This is a genomic window from Limnohabitans sp., assembly GCF_034680285.1.
GTDB lineage: Bacteria > Pseudomonadota > Gammaproteobacteria > Burkholderiales > Burkholderiaceae_C > Limnohabitans_A.
This window is the reverse complement of sequence record NZ_JAXITC010000002.1, coordinates 247,172-260,085: the sequence shown is the minus strand read 5'-3', so window position 1 is coordinate 260,085 and position 12,914 is coordinate 247,172. Positions and strand designations below refer to the sequence as shown.

Genomic DNA, 12,914 nt, shown 5'->3' with positions numbered 1-12,914 from the left:
TACCTGGCTTAAACCGGCCACCTTGAACGACACACCATGAACGCCCCTTTGCACACGCCTTCGCTCGCCTCTATGGCGCCTTTCATTGCGCCTCATGGCACTTTGCGTGTGGCCATCAATTTGGGCAACCCGGTACTGGCCGGGCTCGATTCGGCGGGTGAACCCTCGGGCATCTCGGCTGACTTGTCACGTTCATTGGCCGCACGGTTGGGTGTGGGTATTGAATGGCGCATTTTCAAAAAGGCCGACGACTCGGTGAAATGCGTGCGCGCTGACGAGGCCGACATTGGCTTTTTTGCCATCGACCCGGTGCGGGGCGAAGGCCTGCATTTTTCACCGCCGTATGTGCAGATCGAAGGGGCCTACATGGTGCGCAGCGACTCGCCTCTGCAAAGCAACGACGAGGTCGACCAGGCCGCCCACCGCGTGACTGTGGGCGCTGGCAGTGCTTACGATTTGTTTTTGACCCGCCACCTGAAGCACGCAAGCATCGTGCGCGCACCTAGCTCACCCGCCGTGGTCGAGGTGTTCATGGCCCAACAACTGGAAGTGGCCGCAGGCGTGAAGCAGCAACTGGAAGCCGATGCGCTGCGCCTGCCCGGTGTGCGCTTGTTGCCCGGCCGCTTCATGGTCATTCACCAAGCCATGGGCATGCCTGCCCAGCGCAGCGCCGCAGCGCGTGAACAGCTGAATGCGTTTGTAGAAGAGGCCAAAAGCTCCGGCTGGGTGGCCGAGGCATTTGTTCGGCACCAAATCAAAGGTGCGGCCGTGGCACCCGCAGGCTATCCCACCCAAGACTGACCTTGGCGCAGGTGCCCGAACGGCTGGATCGGGCCGCCCTGTGATCAGTGAATACCCTCTGTGGCTAGGCGGCATGAAATGCTTCAATCTGGAGGTTTCTTTCCCTTCCACGACCTGAGGAGTTTCGATCCATGACCACCCGTCGCCAATTGATGCAAGGCGCTGCCGCCAGCATGCTGGGCTTGGCCCATCTGCCCAACTTTGCGCAAACTCGCCTGGAAAATCTTCGCATCATTGTGGGTTTCCCGCCCGGTGGTACGACCGATGCATTTGCCCGCCGGATCGCTGAGAAGATGCGTGGCACTTACGCCAACAACGTCATCGTGGACAACAAACCTGGCGCTGGTGGCCAAATCGGCGTCACCACCCTCAAGTCTGCGGCGGCTGACGGCGCCCACATCCTGTATTCGCCCGCTTCCATGCTGACGATTTACCCGCACTCTTACAGCCGACTCAATTACGCGCAGTCCGATGTGACCCCCATCGGCATTGGACATTCCACTGACCACGCTTTTGTGGTCGGACCTGCCGTGCCCGATTCGGTCAAAAACATCAAAGACTTCGTCGAATGGGCCAAAGCCAATCCAGGCAAAGCCAGCATCGGCAATCCTGCTGCGGGCTCCATGCCCCATTTGCTGGCCGGTCGCTTGGCCATGTTGGGTGGCTTCCAAATCACCAACGTCCCCTTTGCGGGCTCTGGCCCCGCCATTCCGCAAGTCATGGGCGGGCAGCTCGCGGGCATGTCATCACCACTGGGCGATTGGGTGCAGCACCACAAAGGCGGCAAGATCCGAATTCTGGCCACCTCAGGCCCCGATCGTGCGGTTTTTACGCCCGATGTGGCCACTTACCGCGAGCAAGGCTTTGGCGAATTGCTGGTGCGTGAATGGTTTGGCTTCTTCGCGCCTGCAGGGGTCAGCGAAGCGGTCAAGCAAAACCTGAATGCGGCGTTACGCCAAGCCATGGGCCAGCAAGACATTCGTGATTTTGTGACCCCCTTGGCCGCCAACCTCGAAGCCAGCACCACGGCCGAACACACACGCCGCTTGGCTGATGACTCGGAAATGGCGCGTCGTTTGGTGACCGCCCTCGCCTTCAAGGCCGACTCTTAAGCGTCCAGCGCACCCGCTAGGGTTGCCAGCCGATCGCACCGACCCAGCCCACACTGCGGCTGCCGGTGTTGTCGCTGTCGGCCCCGATCAGCACGGCGCGCACCGGCGGCACGGCAGCGCCTTGGGGCAGCTCGTCCGCAAACAACTTCGCAAAGTCGGCAGCCACATCGCGGGTTTCGGTTTGCCATTGGGCCAAAGGCGCGCCCTTGCCTTGTAGCGTGATGAAGCGCACGCGCTGGGTGTAGGGGTTGGCGCCTTGCAGGCCTGCGGGGTGCACGCTGTCCCACACATAGCAGAGCGTTGCGGCGGGCAAGTCTTCGCCGCTCACGCTGCGGGCGATGCGCAGCAAGGTGCGCTCTACAAACGGCACGCGATCGAGCGGGTGGTCGAACATCACACACACTTTGAGCGCCGCGTCGTCACCGGCTTTGGTTTGGATGTCGGCGACGACTTTGCCGTCTGTGAGTGGCTGGTCCAGACGCCAGCGCCATTGCAAGCGACCCAGCTCAACTTTGGGCAAGTCGTGTACCCAGGTGCCATACGAAGCGCGGGTGCTGACCTTGAGCGCCCGCTCGCCCTGCACATCGGCGAGCTCGAAGCGGGTGGCAGGGATGTCGGCCTTGGACTTGGGAAAGCCCACAAAGCGCCATGTGTTGGCGGCTGCGCCATCGGCGGGCACCAAAGGCGACAAGCTTTGTGCGAAGGCAGGTGCGTTGGCGCAGGCCATGCTCAGCGCCAGCAGCGCGGGGATGGGTTTCAACATACGGTTCATCCGCGCCGCCAATCGTGGAACTTCTCCACCCATGCCAGCAACTTTTGCGGCGCGTGGGCGCGCTTCCATTCACCGGCCGCGTACTTGTTGGCCTCGGCCATGGTCGGGTAGGTGTGGATGGTGCCCAAAATCTTGTTCAAGCCCAGACCATGCTTCATGGCCAGCACGTATTCGGCCAGCAAGTCACCCGCGTGCGAGCCCACGATGGTCACGCCCAAAATGCGGTCTTTGCCCGGCACGGTGAGCACTTTCACAAAGCCATGCGCCTCGCTGTCGGCAATCGCCCGGTCCAGGTCGTCGATGCCGTACTTCGTGACCTCGTACGGGATACCTTGGGCTTGCGCCTCTTGTTCGTTCAGGCCCACACGCGCCACCTCGGGGTCGATGAAGGTGGCCCAGGGGATCACGCGGTAGTCGACCTTGAAGGATTTGAAGTCCCCAAAAAGCGCGTTGACTGCCGCATACCAAGCCTGGTGCGCAGCCGTGTGGGTGAACTGGTAAGGCCCGGCCACATCGCCTGCGGCGTAGATGTTGGGGTAGAGCGTTTGCAAATACTCGTTGGTATCGACGGTGCGGTGCGTGGGCACGCCAATGTCTTCGAGGCCATAACCTTGCAGACGGGCCACACGGCCCACAGCGCAGACCAGAGCGTCAAACACGATCTCGACCTCTTGCCCTTGTGTGGAGGCCACCAAAATTTTGTCTTCACCCCGGCGCTCGCAGCGCAGCGCCTTGTGCCCGGTGAGCACCCGCACGCCGTCGGCCTGCAACGCGTCCCGTGCCAGCGCAGACACCTCTTCGTCCTCGCGCACCATGATGCGTTCGCCCATCTCGACCTGCGTGACCTGTGCACCCAAGCGGGCAAAGCTTTGTGACAGCTCGCAGCCAATCGGCCCGCCACCCAGCACCACGATGCGCTTCGGGATGTCGTCGAGCTTGGCAAACTCGTCCCACAGCGTGTCGCTGGTGACGTAGCCCACGTCATCGAGGCCCGGCAAAGGCGGCACCATCGGGCGTGCGCCTGCTGCAATCACGATGCTCCTGGCAGTCAGTCGCTGCACTTGGCCGTCGTTCAAAGTCACTTCCACCGTCCAGGGGTTCACCAGCTTGCCGTAACCCTGCAGCACCTCCACACCCAAGCCGGTGTAACGCTCCACACTGTCGTGCGGCTCGATGGCTTTGATCACATCGTGCACACGCTGCATCACCGCCTTGAAACTGAAGCTGGGCGCGACGTCGCTCAGGCCATACTTCGCGCCGTGGCGCATTTGGTGGGCCAGCTTGGCGCTTTTGATCAAGGCCTTGCTCGGTACGCAGCCGTAGTTCAGGCAGTCGCCGCCCATCTTGTGGGCTTCAATCAAAGTGACTTTGGCTTTGACGGCAGCGGCAATGTAGGCCGACACCAAACCTGCCGCGCCACCGCCGATCACGATCAGGTTGCGGTCAAAAGTCTTGGGGCGCACGCTGGCCCAGCGGGCATAGACCTTGCGCTTTTGCACAGCCGCCACGATGCGCCGCGCCAACAAGGGAAAGATGCCCAGCAGCACAAAGCTGCCCAACAGCGCCGGGCTCAGAATGCCCCGCACCGAGTCCAGCTGCGCCAGTTGCGTGCCCGCATTCACATACACCGCCGTGCCCGCCAACATGCCCAACTGGCTCACCCAGTAATAGGTCCAGGTCTTCATGCGCGTCAGACCCATGAGCAGGTTGATCAGGAAAAACGGGACCACCGGAATCAGGCGCAAAGTGAACAGGTAAAACGCGCCCTCTTTGTCCACGCCTGCGTTGATGTCGGCCAAGCGCTGACCAAAACGCGCCTCCACCCACTCGCGCAGCACAAAGCGCGAAGCCAGAAAAGCCAAGGTGGCACCGAGGGTGGAAGCGAACGACACCAGCAACAAACCCTGCCACAGGCCAAACACCGCTCCGCCGCCCAAGGTGATGATGACCGCGCCCGGAATCGACAGCGCCGTGGCCAAGACGTACACCCCAAAGTAAACGGCGGCCACCATCACAGGCTGCTGCGCATAAAGCTGGTCAAAACTGGCTTGGCTGGCCTTGAGCTGCTCAAAGCTCAGATAACGCCCCAGGTCCAGCGCCACAAACATGCCGATGGCCAGCGCCAGCAAGAGCAGCAAAACAATTTGACGAAGGCGCATGAGGGGAAACTCCTGATGGGGCGATCACTTGGCGGATGGTGCGAGATGTGCACTGCCCAAGACCGTGAACGATAACGCTGATGAACTGACAGTTCGGTGCGGTTGGGCAAAAAGTTACAGGTGATCGTCACCACCCGAGCAAACCAACTGCCAAGCCAGGTATTCAGAGCGACGCAGCCGGTAGCGGGCCACACTGCCTTCGTGCAACTGCTGCAGCGCCTCGGCCAACATGCGGGTGAAGGCGTCTTGGTCGGCTGTGGGCACCTGCATACGCGCCACCACAGGGGCCAGCGCGTCTAGGCTAGGCGCTTGCAGACCCTTAACCACCATCTGCACGGCCAGAATCAGCGCTTCGCGGTATTTGATTTTGAGGGGGTCGGGCTCGACCATGGTTTGGGTGATGGCCAGATAACGCTGGCACGAACGTTCATACGCCCACACAAACACGTCGCGCAACAAATCGACCTCGTTGAGCTCATACACCCCCAAAGTGCCTTCGATGTATGCCCGCTCGGGCACATCGATGAACGACAAAGGGCACAGCTTGTGCTGGATCAGCGGCATGTTGGCGGCAATGCGCGACACGCGTTTGTTCACATCTTCAAACGGCTGCAAATACGGCAGCTGCACCATGAGGAAAAACGCCTGCTCAAACGGGTCGGGAATGGCGGCAGCTTTGCTCAGCAGCAGCTCAAAACAGTCCTCAATCACCTGGGGCATGGCCACGGGGTGAAACACCGTGCCCGAAATCTCCACCACGCGCCGACGCAGACGGCCACTGGCCTGCGGGTCGCGCATCAGGTCTTGCGACAAGACGGCATGCAAGTTTTTGAACGTGAAGGCATCAAAACCCACGTCATCCGTGTCCTCAATGAGCATCTCGATGGCGGCTTTGTGGTTCAGGATCATCTGCGTTTCGATGGCGTCCTTGCCCTGCGCGGCCTGACCGTGCTCGATCAGATTTTGCGTGTCCAGGCGGCTGTAGGTGTTGCCCTCCAGCCGCGATGAAGCCCACGACAAATCCACCAGCAAACGGCTCAAGATGTCGCGGGCGTAGGTGCCTGCGGGCCGTTCGTCGGCGGGCGTGCGGCCCATCTCATGCAGCTGGCTTCCCAGGGCGGCTGGCAAGTAAAACGTGACGCCCGGCTGATACGCCTCTAAAAACTCACGCCGATAACCCACCGGGCGGCGGTGCATCAGCGGCTGGCGAACCTGATCACGGATGCTGGCGCCTGCGGGCGAAACCAGCAGATCGGGTTCCGCCTCGGCTACACCGACTCCCATGCTCAAAGGGGCACTGACGCCCCCGCCCGCAAGCTGCGCCCATGCCTGCGCCACCGGCTTGTAGACCAGCGCAATGCTCTGCCCCTCAGACGCGATCCGCTGCGCATCGATCAGTTTGAGCAAGCGGCGCTGCAAAGTGCGGCGGTTCAGCGCCCCGCCCTGACGCTGCGCCATGGCCAGCTCGATCTCGGCAATACCGATCCCGACCGGGTGCGCGGCCACGATGGATTCGATCAGTTGCAATTCGTCGGCGGGGGTGATGCGGGGCATGGGGAGGCCTTTTGAGGGGTCATTTGTCGCGCTCACGGGGCTAAGCGCAACTAAGAGCGACAGTATTGATGGTCATTATGTCGCTCAATGTGTCGCGCTTGCAAGTGATAGTGTCGTGCAATCTAGGTTGTGGTGGCGTTGAGATTCACCATTCACCGCAAATAGTGCGGCGAATAAGCGGCATATTCACCGCAATCGCGCGTGCCGGTTTGTGCTTGGGGTGGGTTTGAGGGTCTGATGGGGGTTTACACGTAACGGTGTTTTATAGCTAATTTTTCGTATTTATTTGGATATAGTTGTGCGCTTCATGCCTGCTGCCTAGATAGTGCAGCGGGGATGTTGTGAGGGCTGGGTGCTAGGTGCTGGGTTAGATCTGAAACCCAAGGCGCAAGCTAATTACAACAATTTCAATAAAAAAGATATGTCGACTCAGACCAGTTGTATCACCCGGGTTTTGCGGTCTGCATCACGATGGGCGTCTTAATCATGCCATTCCATCCAATTAACGCTTCAGATGCATGTCTCCGCCGTAGTCGTCGCCTTTTGGCGCTTTCAGGGCAGACGCTGCCCGATGCGAAAGTCAAAAACGATCTACGCCGGTCTGCTCTTGTGATGGCGATAACGGCAGTTGATTCATACATGCATTGGTTGGTTTACCGGCAAATATCAGAAGTTCGAAAAGAGGGCGATCTTCCAAAATCCCTTGCAAAGCTTGACTTACCCTTCACTGATATCGCGGCCCTCGCCGACGCAACAGTTCGTGGCCGAAGAGATGGTGTGGACACTCGACCTTGGGTTCAAATAAAAAATGCGATGCAGAAACGGCTGCTCAAAGAAACATTCCAGTCGTATGAGCAAGTAGGCATCGCATTTTCTTGGGCCGGTGTCGAAAAACCTTGGTCGCGCGTTGGTGGGAAACTTGGCATTGAAGCTGACGCCATAAAGTCTCGTCTTAACTCTCTGGTCCATCGCCGTAATCAAATTGTTCACGAGGGAGACATCACACGCGCATCACGCCCACAAAAGCTGAAATACAACGATGTTGATCCTGTGCAGGTTGTGGCTGACGTAGATTGGATCGCAGCACTCATTAAAGCAATCGAGCAAGTGGTCAGTGATGGCAATAAACCGTAAACCAAGTTGCGCAACATTTCAGGAGCATAAGTGAGCCTACTTCACGAAATTCAAACAGCAGTTTTACAGGACGGCTCTGACCTTGGGCCAATCCTTCTTAGGCTCCGACTCTTGGCTGCTCGCGTCGGAAGTCAGTCGCTCGCAGAGTGGGTGCGACATGAGTCAGAAGGCTACCCACGCGATACGGCTTTGCCGGACTATCGATTCATCCCGGTCAGTTATACAGCCAGCTTCTCGGGACCGTTTGGGTCTGGAATTAATAACGCTCCAATTTCGCCCTACTTGATTAAAAAATTCGCTGGGGAGCAGTGGGTGCGACACGAGGTGCGCGAGAGCATTGCCGCCGTAGACAACTTGATGACCACAGCCGAGAAAGGCGGGCAGCTGGGAATTAATGCTGCCGACCTAATCCTTCTGCTACAAGGCAATGTATACGCGGACTACGCATGCAACTCGGTCACAGGAAGTATTTCTCGCTCATCACTTGCTGCTATTCGACATTCGGTACGAAGTCGTGTTCTCGAGCTCACGCTAGAACTCGAGAAATCGATTCCAGACGCCACATCAATCACAATCGGCCCTGCCGCTTTGCCATCGGCACCTAGTTCGGCTGCGGCAACGCAGATTGCGCAGCAAATCATTTACGGGAACTTCACGTCAATTGCAGCCACTGGTGATGGGGCTACGATTCAAGTAGCAGTGGGACCGCATGACGCAAATAGCTTGGTACAGTTTTTGACTGGCTCGGGAATGGCGGAGGAGGACGCACACGAACTAGCCCGGCTCGCGGCATCAGAGCAGCCTGATAGCAGCGCAGAACCGATGGGGCCTCGCGTTAGTAGTTGGTTCGCTGAGAACCTGAAGAAAGCGGTATCTGGTACATGGAATATGGGTGTCGCAGTCGCCATGGACGTCGTCAAAGAGGCACTACTCAAGTACTACGGCCTCAAGTAGCAAGGTCTCATTCGCACTTTATGAAGGCAACACCTACTAAACGCCCGGCCCGGAAATACACACAGACGCTCCACAATGAAACGGCGCTGCGCCAGTGACCTCCAAGTTAGATGTCCATGCTTATCAGCCCCATCCCAGCCGATCAAATGGCCGCTTAACCTAACCCCAACCGCCGATACCCCCACCAAACCCGCATCCCCGTGGTGATGGCACACAACCCCGCAAACCCATAAGCCAACACCGCAAAGTGTTCAGGCCAGATGCACATGGCGGCAAAGACGGTGATGGTCTCGGTGGCTTCGGTCAGGCCGCCCAAGAAGTAAAAGCTTTTGCCCGGCAAGGCGGTGTCAGCAAGGCCGCGTTTTTCGGCCAGTGCGGCAAACGCCAAAAAGCTGCTGCCGGTGCCGATGAAGCTGGCCAGCAGGGCTGCGGCGGGCAATGCGTTAGCGCTGGGGTTGGCCACCGCAAAGGCCAGGGGGATGGCGGCATAAAACACGAAGTCGAGTGCGATGTCCAAGAAGCCGCCCGCGTCGGTGGGCTGGGTCAGGCGGGCCACGCTGCCGTCCAGGCCGTCAAGCAGGCGCGAGGCCAGCAGCAGCGCCAGGCCCCACCACCACGCTTGCAGCGCAATGGCCACGGCGGCGGCCATGCCGATGGCAAAGCCCAGCCAGGTCAGCGCGTCAGCGCTGATGCCTGCGCGCACCAAGCCGTGTGCGGCGGCGTTGAGTGCGGGGCGCAAAAGGGTTTGGGCGTGGCGGTCAAACATGGTTACTGCTTTCTTCGGTGGCGCGCAATTGCACCACGCGCTGCGGATCGGCCACGTCTTGTTCGTCGTGTGTGACCAGCACCACAGGGATGCGCCGCTCGCGCACATGTGCAAACACCCACGGGCGCAGCTGGGCGCGCAAGGCAGCGTCGAGTTTGGAAAACGGCTCATCGAGCAGCAGCGCTTGCGGCTCGGCCAGCAAGGCGCGCATGAGCGCCACACGCGCACGCTGACCGCCCGAGAGCGTGGACGGGTCGCGCTCGCCCATGCCGCTCAGCTCGGCTTCTTGCAGCGCTTGCTGCACACGCGCTTGGCGCTGTGCAAGCGGCAAGGTGCGGGAAACGGCAAACAGCAGGTTCTCGGCCACCGTCATGTGCGCAAACAGCAAAGCATCCTGAAACACCAAGCCGACACTGCGCAGGTGCGTGGGCAAGGCGGTGAGGTCACGGCCGTTCAGCTGCACGCGACCTTCAAACTGCAAAGGCTGCAAACCTTCGGACACGCTGGCCAGCGTGCCCGCAGTGGCTGCCAGCACCGAGCTTTTGCCGCAACCACTCGGCCCCATGAGCGTGAGGATCTCGCCTGCGGGCACATTCAGGTGCAGGTCTTGCACCAAGGTCTGCGCCGCCGTGCCCAAGCGGTCGATGTCGATCTGGAGTCCCGCGTTCATGTGTTGTCTTTCATCGGCCCGATCTTCTCAAATTGGCGTGGCCTGCCCAAGTAAGCGGCCAAAGCAAAGGCCAACACGGGCAAGAGCATTTGCAAAGCGGCATAAGCGCTCATGAGCGAGCGCTGCGCGCCAGACGCCAGTGTCACGGCCTCGGTGGTGACCGTGGCAAAGCGCCCCGCCCCCACATACAAGGTGGGCAAATACTGCGCCACACTGACCGCAAAACCCACCGCCCAAGCCGAGGCGATGGCGCGTCTGAGCAGCGGCCATTTGATGCGCAGCAAGTCAGTCCATCGGCCCTGACCCAAGCTGGCCACCACGGCCGATTGACGCGGATCGACCGCCAAATAGGCGGGCTCCAAGGCCAGCAGCACATACGGCAGCACCATGACCGCATGCGCCAAAAGCAGGCCCAGCCACTGCCCCTCCAGTCGCCACTGCAGCGCCACGCTGTAGAGGCCCACCACCCACAGCACCGAGGGCAACACCAGCGGCAGCAACCACCAGGGCCGCAAAGCCTGTTGCCAGCGGCGCGGTGTCAGCTCCAGCCAGGCCACCGACCAACCCAGGCACACACTGGCAGAGGCCGCCGCCAAACCCAAGGTGGTCCACACCGTGGGGGCACTGGCGATCACTTGCAACCAGGCATCTCCCGTCCACAGCGATGGCCAAAGCTGCGGAAAAGGCCAGACGCCAGACACACTGCCCACGATCAGGGCGAACCAGACGGCGAGGTAGGCACCGCCGATGGCGAGCGCCAGGCCGGATATTCGTCCGCGCAAGAGGCCTGCTGCTGAATGCGCATGTTTGCTTGAGTGACCATTCGGCTGCAGGGGCAGCCTCCCACAAAAACGCCCAACCCAAGGCAGCATTTTTTGTGGGAGCGAGCCCCTGCTCGCGAATGTGCGCATGGCCGCGACCACTCGCAACGCCATCACAGTGAGCACACCCGCCACCAGCACCGTGCCCGTCAGCCACCCCGCCGCTGCCGCACCTTGCGCCTGCATGGCCGCATCGGCATCACCCAGCCATTGCCAGGCCAGCACCGCCAAAGTGGGTGGCGTCGCAGGGCCAATGATGAGCGCCATGTCCACCACCGTGAGGCCATAGGCCAACACCGCCAGCAGCGGCCAGCGCAAACGCGGGGCCAGTTGTGGCCAAACCACTTGGGCAAAGGCGGTGGCGGGCGTGTGGCCCAAAGTTTGGGCCAGTGCAAATTCGGCCTGCCATCGTCTACGCAGGTCTTCGCGTTGCAATTGCGTGGCCGCCACCCAGAGTAAAAACGGCACTTCTTTGAGCCACAGCGCCAAAATCAAGCCCAAGCCCCACGGGTCTTGTGTGGTCAACCAAGGCGGTGGTGCATCAAAACCCGACAGGCCCGGCGACACCAGGCGCAAAGCCCAGCCGCTGGGCGAAAGCCACAACACCAAGCCAATGGCCATGGCCGCGTGCGGCGTGGCCAGCAAGGCGGGCACATGGCTGAGCCAGCGGGCCAATTGCTGCCGAATGAAACCATGGGCCAACAAACGCGCCACGGTCCACCACACCAGCACCGTGGAGGCCAGCCCGGTCCACAGGGTCATGCCCCAAGCACGCAGCGCTTGCGGATCGGCCCACAAGGCCTGCCAAGCGCTGATATCCAACGCTTGCGAAGCGGCCGCCCACAGCGCCCAGCCCATGGGCACGGCAGCGATCAAGGCCAGCAAAAAGGTGGGCAAGAAGCTCACACGCCGTAACGGCGGGTCCACTCTTTTTCGAGTGCATCAACCCAGGACGCATGCGGCTCGGGCAGCACGGGGGCCGTCACGGCCACTTGCCCGGGACGTGAAGCCGACTGAAACCGCGCACGATCAGCCGCAGGTAAGCGGGCCACATTCAGCACCGTCGGGTCGCCCCACACATCAATGTCAGCCTTGCGTGCTTGCGCGGCGGGTGACAGCAAAAAGTTGGCGACCAGCTGCGCACCCGCTTTGCTGGGCGCGTTGTACGGAATGGCCACAAAGTGGGTGTTGCCAATCGTGCCCTTGGCGAACTGCCAGCTCTGCACCGTGGCGGGCAGGCGTTTGGCGGCGATCTCGTTGGCCGCTTCATTGGGGTTGAACGTCAGCGCCATCACCAACTCACCATCGGCCATCATCTGGCGCACGGCTGCCGAGTTTTGCGGGAACTGTTTGCCACCGCGCCACAAATGCGGGTGCAACGCATCCAAAAAGCGCCACAGCGGCGCAGCCTGCGCCGCCAAAGCTGCGGGCGTCACGGGCTGGGCCAACGCTTTCACGTCCGGCGCGTGTTCGATCAAGGCCTGCTTGACGAAGGTGGTGCCATGAAAGTTGGGCGGGCGCGGGTACGTGATGCGCCCGGGTTGGCTGCGGGCCAAGGCCAGCAACTCGGCCATGTTTTGTGGTGGTTTGGGCAGACGCTGGGCATCGGCAAAAAACGTGAGCTGGGCCATGCCCCAGGGCGATTCGAGACCATCAGTGGGCACCGAAAAATCGACCAGCGTGGTGGGCTTGCCCACGGCATCTACCCACTGGAAATTGGGCAAGGCTTGTGCAAAGGGCGCAGACAACAAACCATCGCGCTTCATGGCGGCAAAGTTCTCTCCGTTGATCCAGACCAGGTCCACCGTGCCTTCGGTGTCTTTGCGGCCAGCTTGCTTTTCGGCGCGAATGCGTTTGACCACATCGGCCGCATCGCTGATCTTGACGTGCTGCAGCTTGACGCCAAAGTCGCGCTGCAACTCAGCCGCTGCCCATTGCAAGTAGGCGTTGATGCGTTCGCTGCCTGCCCAGGCGTTGAAGTACACCGTCTGACCACGGGCGGCGCGCTCGGTGTCGGCCCAATCTGCCTTTTGCGCTTGCGCCCAAGCGGGGGCGACCAAGGCAGCAGCTGCAGCGAAGGCTTGGCGTCGGTTCAGCCTAAATGACGGATGGGTGATGGCAACTGGATTGAAATGCATAACTTGAGATCGCAAAAGATCAACGGAGAATGT

At 60.7% G+C, this 12,914-nt stretch carries 11 protein-coding genes; 4 read left to right on the top strand and 7 right to left on the bottom strand.

The features are described from left to right. Nucleotides 1-36: 36 nt before the first annotated feature. The gene (locus SWE17_RS03000; protein ID WP_322991646.1) at nt 37-801 is read left to right on the top strand and encodes an ABC transporter substrate-binding protein; all 765 of its coding nucleotides are present in this window, start codon (nt 37-39) and stop codon (nt 799-801) included. Nucleotides 802-932: 131 nt separating this feature from the next. Further along, nucleotides 933-1,913, top strand: coding sequence for a tripartite tricarboxylate transporter substrate-binding protein (locus tag SWE17_RS02995; protein ID WP_322991645.1), 981 nt, complete (start codon nt 933-935; stop codon nt 1,911-1,913). A gap of 16 nt (nt 1,914-1,929) precedes the next feature. Here SWE17_RS02995 and SWE17_RS02990 read toward each other — a convergent pair whose 3' ends face one another. From SWE17_RS02990 to SWE17_RS02980, 3 genes are all read right to left on the bottom strand, one after another. Then, nucleotides 1,930-2,676, bottom strand: a complete 747-nt coding sequence (locus SWE17_RS02990; protein WP_322991644.1) for a DUF3047 domain-containing protein — start codon at nt 2,674-2,676, stop codon at nt 1,930-1,932. Between the two features lie 5 nt (nt 2,677-2,681). Then, the gene (locus SWE17_RS02985; RefSeq protein WP_322991643.1) at nt 2,682-4,844 is read right to left on the bottom strand and encodes an FAD-dependent oxidoreductase; all 2,163 of its coding nucleotides are present in this window, start codon (nt 4,842-4,844) and stop codon (nt 2,682-2,684) included. A gap of 114 nt (nt 4,845-4,958) precedes the next feature. Then, entirely contained in the window at nt 4,959-6,398 is a 1,440-nt protein-coding gene (locus SWE17_RS02980) for a Fic family protein (protein WP_322991642.1), read from the bottom strand. A 471-nt stretch (nt 6,399-6,869) separates the two neighbouring features. On the opposite strand from SWE17_RS02980, the gene SWE17_RS02975 reads away from it, so the two are divergent. Further along, nucleotides 6,870-7,532, top strand: a complete 663-nt coding sequence (locus SWE17_RS02975) for a HEPN domain-containing protein (protein ID WP_322991641.1) — start codon at nt 6,870-6,872, stop codon at nt 7,530-7,532. Nucleotides 7,533-7,562: 30 nt separating this feature from the next. Next, nucleotides 7,563-8,486: a hypothetical protein gene (locus tag SWE17_RS02970; protein ID WP_322991640.1), complete on the top strand. Its 924-nt coding sequence runs from the start codon at nt 7,563-7,565 to the stop codon at nt 8,484-8,486. A gap of 154 nt (nt 8,487-8,640) precedes the next feature. Here SWE17_RS02970 and SWE17_RS02965 read toward each other — a convergent pair whose 3' ends face one another. Genes SWE17_RS02965 through SWE17_RS02950 form a run of 4 tightly spaced genes read right to left on the bottom strand, consistent with a single transcriptional unit; the run spans nt 8,641 to nt 12,881 of the window. Next, entirely contained in the window at nt 8,641-9,252 is a 612-nt protein-coding gene (locus SWE17_RS02965) for a CDP-alcohol phosphatidyltransferase family protein (RefSeq protein WP_322991639.1), read from the bottom strand. Beyond that, nucleotides 9,245-9,922: an ATP-binding cassette domain-containing protein gene (locus SWE17_RS02960; protein WP_322991638.1), complete on the bottom strand. Its 678-nt coding sequence runs from the start codon at nt 9,920-9,922 to the stop codon at nt 9,245-9,247. Before SWE17_RS02960 ends, SWE17_RS02965 begins: the two co-directional genes overlap by 8 nt. Continuing rightward, nucleotides 9,919-11,649 carry an ABC transporter permease gene (locus SWE17_RS02955; RefSeq protein ID WP_322991637.1) on the bottom strand — a complete coding sequence of 577 codons (1,731 nt, stop codon included), beginning with the start codon at nt 11,647-11,649 and terminating at the stop codon, nt 9,919-9,921. Before SWE17_RS02955 ends, SWE17_RS02960 begins: the two co-directional genes overlap by 4 nt. Continuing rightward, a complete protein-coding gene (locus SWE17_RS02950) occupies nt 11,646-12,881 on the bottom strand; it encodes an ABC transporter substrate-binding protein (protein ID WP_322991636.1) in 1,236 nt (411 codons plus the stop codon). Before SWE17_RS02950 ends, SWE17_RS02955 begins: the two co-directional genes overlap by 4 nt. Nucleotides 12,882-12,914 lie beyond the last annotated feature (33 nt).